At 72.8% G+C, this 15,340-nt stretch carries 14 protein-coding genes and 1 riboswitch; of the genes, 3 read left to right on the top strand and 11 right to left on the bottom strand.

Annotated elements, in window-relative coordinates; all coding sequences use genetic code 11:
• Window positions 1–161 precede the first annotated feature (161 nt).
• On the top strand, window positions 162–1,535 hold the full coding sequence (locus tag ACZ518_RS22835; RefSeq protein WP_469114843.1) for an FAD-dependent oxidoreductase: 1,374 nt from the start codon (window positions 162–164) through the stop codon (window positions 1,533–1,535).
• 6 nt (window positions 1,536–1,541) lie between these two features.
• Here ACZ518_RS22835 and ACZ518_RS22840 read toward each other — a convergent pair whose 3' ends face one another.
• The 10 genes from ACZ518_RS22840 to ribD form a co-directional block, all read right to left on the bottom strand.
• Window positions 1,542–2,582 (bottom strand): hemolysin family protein, encoded by a 1,041-nt coding sequence (locus ACZ518_RS22840; protein WP_469114844.1) that lies wholly within the window; start codon window positions 2,580–2,582, stop codon window positions 1,542–1,544.
• The gene (locus tag ACZ518_RS22845; protein WP_469114845.1) at window positions 2,579–3,946 is read right to left on the bottom strand and encodes a hemolysin family protein; all 1,368 of its coding nucleotides are present in this window, start codon (window positions 3,944–3,946) and stop codon (window positions 2,579–2,581) included. Before ACZ518_RS22845 ends, ACZ518_RS22840 begins: the two co-directional genes overlap by 4 nt.
• 199 nt (window positions 3,947–4,145) lie before the next feature.
• Window positions 4,146–4,610: a PH domain-containing protein gene (locus tag ACZ518_RS22850; protein WP_469114846.1), complete on the bottom strand. Its 465-nt coding sequence runs from the start codon at window positions 4,608–4,610 to the stop codon at window positions 4,146–4,148.
• A 121-nt stretch (window positions 4,611–4,731) separates the two neighbouring features.
• Window positions 4,732–5,580 (bottom strand): ATP phosphoribosyltransferase, encoded by an 849-nt coding sequence (hisG, locus tag ACZ518_RS22855; RefSeq protein ID WP_469114847.1) that lies wholly within the window; start codon window positions 5,578–5,580, stop codon window positions 4,732–4,734.
• Window positions 5,581–5,651: 71 nt separating this feature from the next.
• The gene (locus ACZ518_RS22860; RefSeq protein WP_469114848.1) at window positions 5,652–5,933 is read right to left on the bottom strand and encodes a phosphoribosyl-ATP diphosphatase; all 282 of its coding nucleotides are present in this window, start codon (window positions 5,931–5,933) and stop codon (window positions 5,652–5,654) included.
• A 58-nt stretch (window positions 5,934–5,991) separates the two neighbouring features.
• A complete protein-coding gene (gene ribH, locus ACZ518_RS22865) occupies window positions 5,992–6,477 on the bottom strand; it encodes a 6,7-dimethyl-8-ribityllumazine synthase (RefSeq protein WP_007262951.1) in 486 nt (161 codons plus the stop codon).
• 78 nt (window positions 6,478–6,555) lie between these two features.
• Entirely contained in the window at window positions 6,556–7,860 is a 1,305-nt protein-coding gene (locus ACZ518_RS22870) for a bifunctional 3,4-dihydroxy-2-butanone-4-phosphate synthase/GTP cyclohydrolase II (protein ID WP_469114849.1), read from the bottom strand.
• Window positions 7,857–8,510: a nicotinamide mononucleotide transporter family protein gene (locus ACZ518_RS22875; protein WP_469114850.1), complete on the bottom strand. Its 654-nt coding sequence runs from the start codon at window positions 8,508–8,510 to the stop codon at window positions 7,857–7,859. Before ACZ518_RS22875 ends, ACZ518_RS22870 begins: the two co-directional genes overlap by 4 nt.
• Window positions 8,507–9,130 (bottom strand): riboflavin synthase, encoded by a 624-nt coding sequence (locus ACZ518_RS22880; protein WP_469114851.1) that lies wholly within the window; start codon window positions 9,128–9,130, stop codon window positions 8,507–8,509. The genes ACZ518_RS22875 and ACZ518_RS22880 overlap by 4 nt, the downstream gene beginning before the upstream one ends.
• Window positions 9,131–10,261 (bottom strand): bifunctional diaminohydroxyphosphoribosylaminopyrimidine deaminase/5-amino-6-(5-phosphoribosylamino)uracil reductase RibD, encoded by a 1,131-nt coding sequence (gene ribD, locus ACZ518_RS22885; RefSeq protein ID WP_469114852.1) that lies wholly within the window; start codon window positions 10,259–10,261, stop codon window positions 9,131–9,133.
• A 152-nt stretch (window positions 10,262–10,413) separates the two neighbouring features.
• A riboswitch (FMN riboswitch) is annotated at window positions 10,414–10,543 on the bottom strand.
• 298 nt (window positions 10,544–10,841) lie between these two features.
• Between ribD and ACZ518_RS22890 the strand changes: the two genes are divergently transcribed.
• Complete coding sequence (locus ACZ518_RS22890; protein WP_469114853.1) at window positions 10,842–13,178, top strand: chitinase C-terminal domain-containing protein; 2,337 nt, start codon at window positions 10,842–10,844, stop codon at window positions 13,176–13,178.
• A gap of 150 nt (window positions 13,179–13,328) precedes the next feature.
• The gene (locus ACZ518_RS22895) at window positions 13,329–14,066 is read left to right on the top strand and encodes an SDR family oxidoreductase (protein WP_469114854.1); all 738 of its coding nucleotides are present in this window, start codon (window positions 13,329–13,331) and stop codon (window positions 14,064–14,066) included.
• A 65-nt stretch (window positions 14,067–14,131) separates the two neighbouring features.
• Here ACZ518_RS22895 and ACZ518_RS22900 read toward each other — a convergent pair whose 3' ends face one another.
• The gene (locus tag ACZ518_RS22900) at window positions 14,132–15,298 is read right to left on the bottom strand and encodes an ROK family transcriptional regulator (RefSeq protein WP_469114855.1); all 1,167 of its coding nucleotides are present in this window, start codon (window positions 15,296–15,298) and stop codon (window positions 14,132–14,134) included.
• Window positions 15,299–15,340: the final 42 nt, after the last annotated feature.

Below are 15,340 nucleotides of genomic sequence, written 5' to 3' on the forward strand. Positions count from 1 at the left end.
CTTCCGCCGTTCCTCCCCCAGCCACCGCTGGGAGGTGCCCCCAGGCCCCCGCCCCGGCCCCCGCCCCGGCCCCCGCCCCGGCCCCCGGGGCGACCCGGTGGGCAGGCGGTGATCACCCGCGGGTAGGGTCGATCCGCAACACGACGCGAAGGGGAGCCTCAGTGGCGCGGGTTGCAGTGATCGGCGGGGGTATCAGCGGGCTGGGAACGGCCCTCATGCTCGGGCGGCGGGGCCATGCGGTCACCCTGTACGAGCAAGACGTACGGCGGGCCGGAGAGGACCTCGACCGGGACTTCTTCGACTGGGACCGGCCCCGGGTGCCGCAGGCCGTCCAGCCGCATTCCTTCCTCGCCCCCGTGCGCACCGTCCTGCGCGCCGAGGTACCCGACGTCTACGCGGACCTGCTGGCGCGCGGTGCCCGGGAGTACCACGACTTCGACTGGTTCGGCGCGCATCCGCCGGCCCGGGACGGGGACGACGAGCTGGTGACCCTGCGGACCCGCCGCATCGTGCTGGAGGCGGCGCTCGCCGCGGCCGTGCGGCGGGAAGCCGCCGTCGACGTGCGGCAGGGCAGCCGGGTGAGCGGCCTCGCCTTCGCGGAGGGCAGCCCGCCGCGGGTCACCGGCGTGCGGGTGGGGGCCCAGGAGCACCGGGCGGACCTGGTCGTCGACGCGTCCGGGCGCCGCTCGCCGGTTCCCGCCTGGCTCACCGGGGCCGGCTGCCGCCCGCCCGTGGTCGACGGCCACCGCACCGGGCTCGCGTACTTCTGCCGCTGGTACAGGCTGCGGGCCGACGGCCCCCGGGACCCCGGGAAGGTGAAGACCGGGTCGGCCGCGCCGTTCGCGCTCGCCGGGGTGTTCCCCTCCGACAACGACACCTTCGCGGTGCACCTGGTGCTCTCCACCGGCGACCCGACCCGGAGCGCGGTCACCGACCCGGCCGTGTTCGAGGCCGCCGCCCGCCGCTTCCCTGCGGCCGCCGCCTGGCTCGGCCTGGCCCCCGAACCGCAGTCGGCCGTCCTGCCCATGGCGGGCCTGCCCAACCGCTGGACCTCCCTCACCGACGACGCCGGGCCCGTGGTCACCGGCCTGGTCAACGCGGGCGACAGCCTGGTCCACACCAATCCCACGCTGGGGCACGGTGTCGCCTTCGGCCTGCGCGCCGCCCAGTACCTCGCCGCCCACGCCGACGCGACGGCCGCGGACCCGGCCGGCTACCACGACTGGACGGCCCGGAACCTGCGCCCGTGGTTCGACGCCCAGGTGGCCGCCGACCGCGTCAACGAGCAGCGCCTCGCCGAGAGCACGCCGCTCTCGGACCGGCGGGCCGCCGCCGTGGGCGCCTGCGCCTTCGAGGACCCCGTCGTCATGCGGGCCCGGGCCCAGGTCCGCCACCTCCTGCTGCCCGCCGCCGACGCCTACGGCACCGACGAGGTGGACCGGCACGTGACGGCCTGGCTGGAGGCCAACCCGGACTTCTCGCCGGGGCACGACGGCCCCACCCGGGACGAGTGGGAGGCACTCATCCCGGGGTGAGCCGGATCAGACGCGGGCGAAGGGCCGGTGGGCGGGGTCCCGGACCTCGCCGACCAGCATTTCGAGGACGTCCTCCATGGCCACCAGGCCCAGGATCCGGCCCGCGGGGTCGGCCACCTGGGCCAGGTGGGTGGCGTCGCGGCGCATGACGCTGAGGGCGTCGTCCAGCGGGAGGGTGGAGCACAGCGTGGTCATGCGGCGCCACACCCGCTGCGGCACCGCCCGCTCGCGGTCCTCCAGGTCGAGGACGTCCTTGACGTGGAGGTAGCCCATGAAGGCCCCGGTCTCGGAGCGGACGGGGAAGCGGGAGTAGCCCGTGCGCACCGTCAGCTGCTCGATCTGCCGGGGGGTGACGGCCGGGCCCACCGTGACGAGGCGGTCCCGCCGGAGCAGGACGTCGGTGACCGGGCGGCTGCCCAGTTCCAGGGCGTCCTCCAGGCGCTCCTGCTCGACCGGTTCGAGGAGTCCGGCCTGCCGGGAGTCCTCCACGAGCCGGCCCAGCTGCGCACTGGTGTAGACGGCCTCGACCTCGTCCTTCGGCTCGACGTTGAACAGCCGCAGGACGAGCGCCGCGCACGCTCCGAGCGCCGTGGTGACGGGGCCGCAGAGCCGGGCGAAGGCGACCAGCCCGGGGCTGAACCACAGGGAGGTCTTCTCCGGGGCGGCCATCGCGAGGTTCTTCGGGACCATCTCGCCGATGACCAGGTGCAGGAAGACCACCGCCGACAGGGCGACCACGTAGCCGAGGGGGTGGATCAGGCCCTCGGGCACGTGGAGGGCGTGGAAGACGGGCTCCAGCAGCCGGGCCACCGTGGGCTCGGCGACGGCGCCGAGGGTCAGCGAGCACATGGTGATGCCGAACTGGGCGGCGGCCATCATGCGCGGCAGGTTCTCCAGGCCGTACAGCACCTGGCGGGCCCGCTTGGACTCACCGGCCAGCGGCTCGATCTGGCTGCGGCGTACGGAGACGAGCGCGAACTCGGCGCCGACGAAGAATCCGTTGGCCAGGACGAGGAGCAGGGCGAAGACGAGCTGGAGCGCGTTCACCGGGCGGCGCCTTCCAGCTCGGCGGCCGGGCGGCCGCTCGCGGGGGCCGGCACCGCCGTGAGGCGTACCAGCCGTACCCGCTCCGCGCGGTTGCGCCGGACCTGGCGGACGGACAGCTTCCAGCCCGGCAGCTCGGCCCGGTCCCCGGGGGAGGGGATCCGGCCGAGGAGGTCGGCCACGAGCCCGGCGACGGTCTCGTAGGGCCCCTCGGGCACTTCGAGGCCTATCCGGCGCAGGGTGTGGACGCGGCAGCTGCCGTCGGCCTCCCAGGAGGGCCGGCCGTCCTCGCCGGGTACGGCGGCCAGTTCGGGGCTGTCGTCCTCGGCGAGGTCGTGCTCGTCGCGGACCTCTCCGACGAGTTCCTCCACGATGTCCTCCAGGGTGACCACGCCGGCGGTGCCGCCGTACTCGTCGACGACCACGGCCATCGGCTGTTCGCTGCGCAGCCGCTCCAGCAGCGGCTGGACCGGCAGGGAGCCGGGGACCAGCAGCGGGGCGACGCAGATCCGGCCGACGGAGGTGCGGGCGCGTTCGGACTCGGGCACGGCGAGGGCGTCCTTGAGGTGGACGACGCCGGTGACCTCGTCGATGCGCTCGCGGTAGACCGGGAAGCGGGACAGGCCGGTGGCCCGGGTCAGGTTCAGTACGTCGGCCGCGGTGGCCGTGTCCTGGAGGGCGCTGACCTTCACCCGGGGCGTCATGACGTGCTGGGCGGTGAGTTCGCCGAGCGACAGGGTCCGTACGAAGAGGTCGGCGGTGTCCTGTTCGAGGGCGCCGGCCTGGGCCGAATGGCGGACCAGGGAGACCAGTTCGCCGGGGGTCCGGGCGGAGGCCATCTCCTCGGCCGGTTCCACTCCGAGCGCCCGCACGAGGCGGTTGGCGACGGAGTTGAGGCCGGCGATGACGGGCCGGAAGGCCCGGGAGAAGGCCTGCTGCGGGCCGGCCACGAAACGGGCCACCTGGAGCGGCCGGGAGACCGCCCAGTTCTTCGGGACGAGCTCGCCGACGACCATCTGCACGGCGGAGGCGAGCAGCATGCCGGTGAAGACGGCGACGCCGGAGACGGCTCCGGCGGGCAGGCCGGTGGCGGCGAGCGGCCCCGACAGCAGGCCGGCGAGGGCCGGTTCGGCGAGCATGCCGACGACGAGTGAGGTGATGGTGATGCCGAGCTGGGTGCCGGAGAGCTGGAAGGACAGCTCCCCCAGGGCTTGGACGACCGTGCGGGCACGGCGGTCGCCCTCGGCTGCGGCGCGCTCGGCCTCGGGCTTCTCCACCGTGACGAGGCCGAACTCGGCCGCCACGAAGAAACCGTTGGCGAGGATCAGTGCGAATGCCGCCACGAGCAGCAGTAGCGGGATGGTCATGCCGCCGCCTCCGTGGGGAGGGCGGCGCGGGTACTACCGGACGATCCGTCCATTGCTGGAGGGAGTCACTCCTCTGGTCGCAGGTGCCCACGGGCCACGGGGTCCCGGGGCGGTGGGAGGGCGCACGGGCGCGCCCCGCCACCAGGGTAGTCATTGAGATCGCCGCCGCAATGGGACGCAGCGACGAGGCCCGGCCGGGTCAGTGGTCGTTTGCGCCGGTTCCGCGGGTTTCGGCGAGGGCGCGCAGGGCGCGGGCGTCGCCGATGGCCCGTGCCTTGGCCACGCCGGGCTGGATGCCGAGAACGGGCAGGCTGGTGCCGTCGTTGAGGTCGAGGAAGACCCACGGGTCGCCGGGGCGGAGGTTGACGCGGAGGATCTGCGCCCACTCCAGGCGGCGGGTGGTGGTGAGGTTCACCACGGTGACGCCGGTCTCGTCCGCGACCACCTTGGGGCGGCTGAGCAGGACGAGGACGGAGGCCATCAGGGCGGCGGTGAAGACGAAGCTGACCCGCTCGCCGGGGCTGAGGTTCTCCAGGAGCAGCGCGATCGCCGTGATGGTGGCGAACATGGCGAGCCCGACGCTGAGCAGCACCGCCCGGGTGCGGTTCGGCCGGAAGGTGACCGGCAGGGCGGGGGGTGCGGGGTGGGCGGCGGACTCGCTCATGGTGCGCTGGGCCTTCTGGGGTGGCGTACGGGAGGACGGCGCGGGGGTGGTGCGCCGTACGGGGAGGCGGCGGGGGCCGGCGGGCGGTCCGGGTGCGGACCCCTCGCCGGCCGGACGGGCCCTAGAGGCGGCAGGCGTGGATCGAGGTGGTGAGGATCGCGCGCGCGCCGAGCTCGTACAGGTCGTCCATGATCCGCTGGGCCTCCTTGGCGGGGACCATGGCGCGGACCGCGACCCAGCCCTCGTTGTGGAGCGGGGAGATCGTCGGGGACTCCAGGCCGGGGGTGAGGGCGACGGCGCGCTCCAGGTGCTCGGCGCGGCAGTCGTAGTCCATCATCACGTAGCTGCGGGCCACCAGGACGCCCTGGAGGCGGCGCAGGAACTGCGCGACCTTGGGGTCCTCGTTGTCGGCGCCGGTGCGGCGGATGACGGTCGCCTCGGACTTGAGGATCGGCTCGCCGATGACCTCCAGGCCGGCGTTGCGCAGGCTGGTGCCGGTCTCGACGACGTCGGCGATGACCTGCGCGACGCCGAGCTCGATGGCGGTCTCGACGGCGCCGTCCAGGTGGACGACGGAGGCGTCGACGCCCTGGTCGGCGAGGTGCTTGGCGACGATCCCCTCGTACGAGGTGGCGATCGTCATCCCGCCGAAGTCCTCGGGTCCCTTGGCGGTGCCGGGCTTGGTGGCGTAGCGGAAGGTGGACCGGCCGAAGTTCAGCGGCAGGATCTCCTCGGCGTTGGCGCCGGAGTCGAGGAGCAGGTCGCGGCCGGTGATGCCGATGTCCAGCTTGCCCGAGGCGACGTAGATCGCGATGTCCTTCGGGCGGAGGTAGAAGAACTCGACCTCGTTGTCGGGGTCGACCGTGACGAGTTCCTTGGACTCCTTGCGCTGGCGGTAGCCGGCCTCATGGAGCATCGCCGACGCCGGTCCGGAGAGTGAACCCTTGTTGGGGACGGCGATGCGCAGCATGGGGCTTCCTTTGGTGCGTAGGTGGGAAAGGGGTGGGCGGGGGCGGGGCCCCGGTCACGGGGCTCTCCGGCCTAGAGGTGCGCGTAGACGTCTTCGAGGGAGATCCCGCGCGCCACCATCATCACCTGGACGTGGTAGAGCAGCTGGGAGATCTCCTCGGCGGCGGCTTCCTTGCCCTCGTACTCGGCGGCCATCCAGACCTCTGCGGCCTCCTCGACGACCTTCTTGCCGATGGCATGGACGCCCTTGCCCACGAGCTCGGCGGTGCGGGAGGTGCTGGGGTCGCCGTTGGCGGCCTTGAGCTGGAGCTCGGCGAAGAGCTCTTCAAAGGTCTTAACGGATTCGTTCGCCATGATGCCCTTAGAGTACGGGCTCCGCCCCGTCGCCCGGTGCCGGGGTTCACTCCTTGGACTACCGCCAGGGTTCGCTGACCGTACGCAGGGTCATGGCGGTGGAGACGGCGGCGGTGACCGCTTCGTGCCCCTTGTCCTCGTTCGACCCCTCAAGGCCGGCGCGGTCCAGTGCCTGCTCGTCGTTGTCGCAGGTCAGGACGCCGAAGCCGACGGGGACTCCGGTGTCGATCGACACCTGCACCAGGCCCTGGGTGACGCCCTGGCAGACGTAGTCGAAGTGCGGGGTGCCGCCGCGGATGACCACGCCGAGCGCGACGATGGCGTCGTAGCCGCGGCCCGCCAGCACCTTCGCCACGACCGGGAGCTCGAAGCTGCCGGGGACGCGGAGCAGGGTGGGCTCGTCGATGCCCAGCTCGTGCAGGGCCCGCAGGGCGCCGTCGACCAGACCGTCCATGACCTTCTCGTGCCACTGGGCCGCGATCACGGCCACCCGGAGGTCTCCGCAGTTCTTCACGCTCAGTTCGGGTGCGCCCTTGCCGCTCACAGCTCTGCTCCTCGGTGTTTCGGTTCCGCTGGTGTGTACGAGTGGTGTGTCGTGTGTCTGGGTGGTGCCGGTTACCGGTTACTGGTTGCCGCAGGCGGAGGTGGGTACGGCACCCTCCAGCCAGGGCAGGTCGTGGCCCATCCGGTCCCGCTTGGTGCGCAGGTACCGCAGGTTGTGCTCGCCCGCCTCGACGGCCATGGGCTCCCGGCCGGTGACGGCGATGCCGTGGCGGACGAGGGCGGCCGACTTGTCGGGGTTGTTGGTCAGCAGCCGGACGCTGCGGACGCCGAGGTCGGCGAGGATCTGGGCGCCGGCCCCGTAGTCGCGGGCGTCGGCGGGCAGGCCGAGTTCCAGGTTGGCGTCCAGGGTGTCGCGGCCGCGCTCCTGGAGCTCGTAGGCGCGCAGCTTGGACAGCAGTCCGATGCCGCGGCCCTCGTGCCCGCGCAGGTAGACGACCACGCCGCGGCCGGCGTCCTGGATGCGGGCCATGGCGGCCTGGAGCTGGGGACCGCAGTCGCAGCGCTGGGACTGGAAGATGTCGCCGGTCAGGCATTCGGAGTGCATCCGGACCAGGACCTCCTCGCCGTCGCCGACCTCGCCGTGGACGAGGGCGACGTGCTCGACGCCGTCGACGGTGGAGCGGTACCCGTACGCCGTGAACTCGCCGGCGGCGGTGGGCAGGCTGACCTCGGCCTCGCGGCGCACGGTCGGCTCGGAGGAGCGGCGGTAGGCGATCAGGTCCTCGATGGAGATGATCGTCAGGCCGTGCTTGCGGGCGAAGGGGATCAGCTCGGGCAGCCGCAGCATGACCCCGTCCTCGCCGGCGATCTCCACGATGGCGCCGGCGGGGCGCAGGCCCGCGAGGCGGGCGAGGTCGACGGCGGCCTCGGTGTGGCCGTTACGGACCAGGACGCCGCCGGGCTTGGCCCGCAGCGGGAAGATGTGGCCGGGGCGGACGAAGTCGCCGGCCTCGGAGGTGCCGTTGGCCAGCAGCCGCAGGGTGGTGGCGCGGTCGGCGGCGGAGATGCCGGTGGTGACGCCGTGCTCGGCGCCGGCGTCGACGGAGACGGTGAAGGCGGTCTTCATCGACTCGGTGTTCTTCTGGACCATCTGCGGGAGCTCCAGGCGCTCCAGCTCGGGGCCCTCCATCGGCGCGCAGATCAGGCCCCGGCACTCGCTCATCATGAACGCGACGATCTCGGGGGTGGCCTTCTCGGCGGCGATGACGAGGTCGCCCTCGTTCTCGCGGTCCTCGTCGTCGACGACGACCACGGGGCGGCCGGCGGCGATGTCGCGGATGGCCTGCTCGACGGGGTCGAGGCGGAAGGTCTCCTGGGCGGCCTGCTCGGCCGGGTCCGGCACGGACTTGAGGATGGTGGTCATGCCGTTGCTCCTTCGAGGGCCGTGGCGGGGGTGGTGCGCGAGCGCTGGTACCAGTCGTAGGCGCCCCAGAGCACGAGGGCTCCGTAGATCACGTAGACGAACGCGGAGAAGGCGTAGCCGCTGCTGAAGGCGAGGGGGACGCCGACGGCGTCGACGAGCAGCCAGGCGAACCAGAACTCGACCAGTCCCTTGGCCTGGGCGTACATGGCGACGATGGTGCCGACGAAGATGTAGGCGTCCGGCAGCGGGTTCCAGGACATCCACGGGTAGAGGGTGAACAGCCCGGTGACGGCGAGGGTGCCGACGGCGGCGGCGCCGAGCAGCAGGCCGCGCTCGCGCCAGGTGGCGAAGCGGACGGCGAGGGAGGCGTCCTGGGCCTGCCGCTTGCCGCGGGTCCACTGGGCCCAGCCCCACAGGGCCACCAGCATGACGACGATCTGCTTGCCGGCGTTGCCGGAGAGGTGGCCGGCGGCGAAGGCGACGAAGAGGATGACGCCGGAGAGGAACTGGGTCGGCCAGGTCCATATGGAGCGCCGCCAGCCGAGGGCGAGGGCGGCGAGGCCCATGGTGTTGCCGATCGCGTCCGACCAGATGATCTTCTGGCCGAAGGCGGTGAAGGCCTCGGAGTTCAGCCAGGTCAGGGCGCTCACTTCGGCTCCTTGTCGGCGTGCAGCGGGTTCACGCCGGCGGCCAGCAGGCGCTCGACGTACTTCGCGAGGACGTCGACCTCGAGGTTGACCGGGTCGCCGCTCTGCTTGATGCCGAGGGTGGTCAGCGCGAGGGTGGTGGGGATGAGGCTGATGGTGAAGTAGTCGGCGGCGGCTTCCACCACGGTGAGGCTGACGCCGTCCACAGTGATAGAGCCCTTCTCTACGACGTACCTTGCGAGGTTCTCCGGCAGCGAGACCTTGACGATCTCCCAGTGCTCCGAGGGGGTGCGGGAGATGATCCGGCCGGTGCCGTCCACGTGTCCCTGTACGAGGTGGCCGCCGAGCCGTCCGCCGAGGGCCATGGGCCGCTCCAGGTTGACCCGGGAGCCGGCGGCGAGGGCGCCGAGGCTGGAGCGGTTGAGGGTCTCCTGCATGACGTCGGCGGTGAACTCGCCGTCCTCGGTCTCCACCACGGTCAGGCAGACGCCGTTGACGGCGATCGAGTCGCCGTGCTTGGCGCCTTCGGTGACGACGGGGCCGCGCAGGCGGAAGCGGGAGGCCTCGGCGAGCTGCTCGACGGCGGTGACCTCGCCCAGTTCTTCGACGATTCCGGTGAACACTCAGTGCTCCTTGGGGGCGTTGGTGGGGACGGCGGTGATGCGCAGATCGGGGCCGGTGCGGACGGCCTCGGTGATGTCGAGGCGTACGGCGTGGGCGATGTTCGTGATGCCGGCGTCCGCGAGGGCGGCGGGGCCGGCGCCGAGGAGGGCCGGGGCGATGTAGCCGACGACGCGGTCCACGGCTCCGGCCTCCAGGAAGGCTCCGGCGAGGGTGGGGCCGCCTTCGAGGAGGACGGAGCGCACGCCGCGCCCGTACAGCTCGGCGAGGAGGCGGTCGAGGGGGACGCGGCCGTCGCGCAGCGGCAGCCGCAGCACGTCGGTGCCGGGCAGGTGCGCGGTGTCGGCGTCCTCGCCGGTGACGATCAGGGTGGGGGCGGCGCCGTCGAGGATGCGGGCGGTGGCCGGGAGGCCGGCGCGCGCGTCGAGGGCGACGCGCAGCGGCTGGACGGCTCCGTCGACGCCCCGGACGGCGAGGTGGGGGTCGTCGGCGCGCAGGGTGCCGCCGCCGACGAGGACCGCGTCGGCCTCGGCGCGCAGCCGGTGCACGTCGGCACGGGACTCCGGGGAGGTGATCCAGCGGCTGCTGCCGTCCTCGGCGGCGCTGCGGCCGTCGAGGGTGGCGGCGTACTTCCAGGTGACGTGGGGGCGGCCGAGGCGTACGGAGGTCAGCCAGGCGGTGTTGCCCTGTTCGGCCTCGTCGGCCAGGAGCCCGGCCTCGGTGGCGACCCCGGCGGCACGCAGGGTGGCGCCGCCGCCGCTGGCCTGCGGGTTCGGGTCGGAGACGGCGTAGACCACGCGGGCGATCCCGGCGTCGACCAGGGCCTGCGCGCAGGGGCCGGTGCGGCCGGTGTGGTTGCAGGGTTCGAGGGTGACGTAGGCGGTGCCGCCGCGGGCGGCGTCTCCCGCCGCGCGCAGGGCGTGGACCTCGGCGTGCGGGCCGCCGGCCCGCTCGTGCCAGCCTTCGCCGACGACGGCGCCCGCGGGGTCGGTGATGACGCAGCCGACGACGGGGTTGGGGCTGGTGGAGCCGAGTCCGCGGGAGGCCAGCTCGATGGCCCGGCGCATCGCGGTGATGCTCGGGTCGGGTGCTGCCTGCGCGGCGTGTGTCGCCACCGGGTCCTCCTGCCTCATCGGGCACGGACTCCGGGGCCTGTCGGGATACGACAGATGAAGCGGGTAGCGCACGCGGGGACGCCGAGGCCGGAGAACACGGTCCGTCCGACACGTATCCGCAGGGAATACGCCGATGGACCGCCGACGGCGGCGTACCGGTGACTGGCCCGCCGCGCACTGCCTCCCATCCGGACTTTAACCGTCGGTCCAGGAATTTCACCTGGTCAACCGGCCGCTGGATGCGGACGGGTCGCGGACTATACCGCCGGTTCGGAATTACACCGACCCCGGAGTGCGCTGCTACTGGTACTAGGGCCAGTGTGCCACGGGTGATCGGGGGCCATGCGGGTGAGGCGCTGTGGCCTGGCTCACAGGGGCGCCGTTCTCGAGCGCTCCTCTTGCGCCACCGGTGTCGCGCTCTCCCCCTGCCCGGCTTTGGTCCAGACCTATTGACGGGTTGGTCTAGTCCTCTTAACGTTCCCTTCATCTTCCCCGGGAGCCGGCCTGTTGACGTGCGCACGTCACGGGCCAACCAGCGCCACCTTCCTGCCTGTTGCCGCACGTTGGCCCCGCCATCCTCCCCTCCCCAGGAGGCACCATGCCGTCCCCCACACGTATGAGAGCGATGCTCCTGGCATCCGGCGCGACGATCGCCGGACTGCTGGTCGGCGGGCTCTCCGCGGGCGTCTCGCACGCCGCCCCCGAGAACGAGAGCTGTCGCCCGGACGGGCTCTACAAGACGACCGGCGTCGACGTCCCGTACTGCTCGGTCTACGACTCCGAAGGCCGCGAGAAGATGGGCGCCGACCACCAGCGGCGCGTCATCGGCTACTTCACCGGCTGGCGCACCGGCAAGGACGGCAGCCCCGCCTACCTCGCCAACAACATCCCGTGGTCCAAGGTCACCCACCTGAACTACGCGTTCGCCCACGTCGGCGCGGACAACAAGCTCTCGGTCGGCGCGGACAACGCGAACAACGCCGCCACCGGGATGACCTGGCCGGGCGTCGCGGGGGCCGAGATGGACCCGGCCCTGCCGTACAAGGGCCACTTCAACCTGCTGAACAAGTTCAAGAAGCAGTACCCGAACGTGAAGACGCTGATCTCGGTCGGCGGCTGGGCCGAGACCGGCGGCTACTTCGGCGACGACGGCAACCGGGTCGCCTCCGGCGGCTTCTACTCGATGGCCACCAACGCCGACGGCTCGGTCAACCAGGCCGGCATCGAGACCTTCGCGGACTCCTCGGTGGAGTTCGTCCGCAAGTACGGGTTCAACGGCGTCGACATCGACTACGAGTACCCGACCACCATGAAGGACGCGGGCAACCCGCTGGACTGGCAGCTGTCCAACGCCCGCCGCGCCGGCCTGGTCAAGGGCTACGACGTCCTCATGAAGACCCTGCGCGAGAAGCTCGACCGCGCGGGCGCCGCCGACGGCAAGCACTACCTGCTCTCCGTCGCCGCCCCCTCCTCCGGCTACCTGCTGCGGGGCATGGAGACGTTCCAGATGCAGAAGTACCTGGACTACGTCAACATCATGTCCTACGACCTGCACGGTGCCTGGAACGAGTACGTCGGCCCCAACGCCTCCCTCTTCGACGACGGCAAGGACGCCGAGCTGGCGGCCGCGGGCGTCTACTCCACCTCCCAGTACGGCGGCGTCGGCTACCTCAACACCGACTGGGCCTACCACTACTTCCGCGGTTCGATGCCGTCGGGCCGGATCAACATCGGCCTGCCGTACTACACCCGCGGCTTCAAGAACGTGCAGGGCGGCACGGACGGCCTGTGGGGCAAGGCCCCGGCCACCAGCTGCCCGGCGGGCGCCGGTCTGACCAAGTGCGGCGACGGCGCGGTCGGCATCGACAACCTGTGGCACGACAAGGACGCCAACGGGGTCGAGTCCCCGGCCGGCTCCAACCCGATGTGGCACGCCAAGAACCTGGAGAAGGGCGTCGTCGGCGACTACGTCACCACGTACGGCTTCCCCGCGAACACCACCCTGACCGGCAGCTACGCCCGCAAGTACGACTCCACGCTCGTGGCGCCCTGGCTGTGGAACGCGCAGAAGAAGGTCTTCCTGTCGACCGAGGACGAGCAGTCGGTGGCGGCCAAGGCCGACTACGTGGTCGACAAGGGCATCGGCGGCACGATGGTCTGGGAACTGGCCGGCGACTACGCGTACAACGCGGCCAAGGGCCAGTACGAGATGGGCGACACGCTCACCTCGCTGATGTACGACAAGTTCAAGGCGGCCACCCCGTACGGCGCGAGGAAGGCGGGCACCACCGCGCCGCCGGCGCAGGCCGTGGACATCAAGACGGAGTTCACCGAGTTCAAGCTGGGCGACTCCAACTACCCGATCACCCCGAAGCTCAAGATCACCAACAACACGAAGAGCACGCTGCCCGGCGGAACCGAGTTCCAGTTCGACTACGGCACGTCGGCCCCGGCCAACGCCTCGGACCAGTCCGGCTTCGGTACGAAGGTGATCGCCACCGGCCACACCGGCAACAACGTCGGCGGCCTGAAGGGCGACTTCCAGCGGGTCTCCCTGAAGCTCCCGGCCTGGCAGACGCTGGCCCCGGGCGCCTCGGTCGACCTCTCGTTCAACTACTACCTGCCGGTGTCCACGCCCTCCAACTGGACGGTGAACATCTCCGGCACCACCTACGCCCTCGCCGGTGACCTGGCGCGCGGCACCACCACCGGCGAGCCGGGCGGCGGCAGCACCCCGCCCACCACTCCCCCGACGACCCCGCCGACCACCCCCGGGGCCTGCACCTCCCCGGCGTACGTGGCGGGCACGGTCTACAACTCCGGGAGCGTGGTCTCGCACAAGGGCCACACCTGGAAGGCCCAGTGGTGGACGCAGAACGAGGAGCCCGGCAGCACCGGCCAGTGGGGCGTCTGGAAGGACCAGGGCGCCTGCTGATCCCCTGCGGCCGAGCGTGAGCGAGGACCCGGTGGCCCGGCGGCCACCGGGTCCTCCCGCGTACGGAGCCCGCTCGGCGCGGGCTGTCACATTCCGCGGCCCCCGTCTGTCTCCTGGGAGAAGGCACACCCACGCGGAAGGACACCCATCATGAGCACGATCCTCGTCACCGGCGGCACCGGGAACCTCGGAGCACTGGCCGTCGCCCGGCTGCGGGACCGCGGCCAGGAGGTCCGGGTCCTGAGCAGGCGCTCCCCCGACTTCCCCGTCGATCTGCGGGACGGCGGCGGGCTGGACGCGGCGATGGCGGGCGCGCGGGTGGTGGTGCACTGCGCGAGCTCGCCGCGCGGGGGCGACGACACCGCGGCCCGGCACCTGATCGAGGCGGCCCGGCGCGCCGGGACCGTCACCAACATCGTCTACATCTCGATCGTCGGGGTGGACGTGGTGCCGTTGAACTACTACCGGACGAAGCTGCGGGTGGAGCGGATGCTGGAGGAGTCCGGGCTCGGGGTCACCATCCTGCGGACCACCCAGTTCCACGACCTGGTGGCCCGGGTGGTGGAGACGGCGGCCAAGCTGCCGGTGGTCCCGCTGCCCGGGGGCGTACGGGTCCAGCCCATCGCCGTCGAGGAGGTCGCGGACCGGCTGGCGGAGCTGGCCGTGCCGGCCCCGGCGGGGCGGGTGCCGGACATGGGCGGGCCCGAGATCCGCACCCTCCAGGAGTGGGGCCGCGCCTGCCTCGCGGCGACGGGGAGCAGGCGGCGCGTGGTCGCGCTGCCGCTCGCGGGGAAGGCGTACGCGGGCTTCCGGCGCGGCGGGAACCTGGCCCCCGGGCAGGCGGTGGGCCGGACCAGCTTCGGGGAGTTCCTGGAGCGGCGGAAGTAGCCTCCAGGGCCTGATCCGAAAGACACGGCCCAGGGCCTGTCCGACCCTGATCCACCGGACAGGCCCTAGCCGAACAGGTCGTCCTGGGCGGCCGCCCGGGCGGCCAGGCGGGCTCCCTCCAGGACGGCGGGGCCGCCGAGGGCGGTGGCGCGGACCTCCGTCGGGACGGGGGTCAGGGCGGCCAGGCGGTCCGCGACCCGGGCGGCGAGGCCGGGCCCGCCCGCGCGGCCGAGCTCCCCGCCGAGGACCACGCAGCCCGGGTCCAGGACGGCGGCGACGGCCGCCGCCCCGAGGGAGAGCCGCTCGGCGAGGGCGTCGAGGAAGTCCTCCCCCGCCGCGCCGGCCACGGCCTCCTCCACGGGTCCGGTGAAGCCGTGCTCCGCCGCCAGGGCGGCCACCGCCGCGCGTCCTGCCAGGGAGTGGAAGCCACCGCCGCAGTCGGTGGCGGAGGGCAGCCCGGCGGTCCCGGGGACGGGCAGGAAGCCGATCTCGCCGGCCCCGCCGGAGGCGCCCCGGCGCAGCCGTCCGTCCAGGACGACGGCGGCGCCGACGCCCGCGCCGAGCCACAGCAGCACGAAGGAGTCCAGGTCCCGGGCGGCGCCGACGCGCTGCTCGGCGAGGGCCGCCAGGTTGGTCTCGTTCTCCACCACCACCCTGGCCGGCAGGGTCTCCTGGAGGGCGGCCACCAGGTCCCGGTGCCAGGCGGGCAGACCGCCGGTGTCGCGCAGTTCGCCGCCGGCCGGGGCGACCAGTCCGGGCGCGCCGACGACCACGGTGTGCAGCTCCCGCGCGCCGGCCTCCCGGGTCAGCTCCGCCAGCCGGGCGACGGCCTCGCCGACCGCGTCGACGGGCAGGGAGGCGCGGGCCAGGGGGTGTCCGAGCAGGTCGGTGACCACGGCGGTCGCGCTGTCGGTCCGTACGTCCAGGGCGGCCAGGTGGGCGCGGCCGGCGACGATCCCGTAGAGGCGGGCGTTGGGGCCGCGGCGCTGTTCGCCGGACTCCCCCACGACCTCGATCAGCCCGGCCGCGCCGAGCCGTTCGACGAGGTCGGCGACGGAGGGGCGGGACAGCCCGGTCAGCCGCTTGAGCTGGGCTGCCGTCAGGGGCCCCTCCTCCTGGAGGAGTTCGAGGGCGAGGCGGTCGTTGATGGCCCGGGCCGTGCTCGGCGAGGCGGGGGACGGCACGGCCGTCGCGGCGGGGGTCAGCACCTTGGCAGGGGTCACGGCGCCCATCTTATGGAGGCGGAGGCTCTAACTATCAGGCAGGCTCCCTGA

This window comes from Streptomyces sp. NPDC033966 (assembly GCF_055575955.1).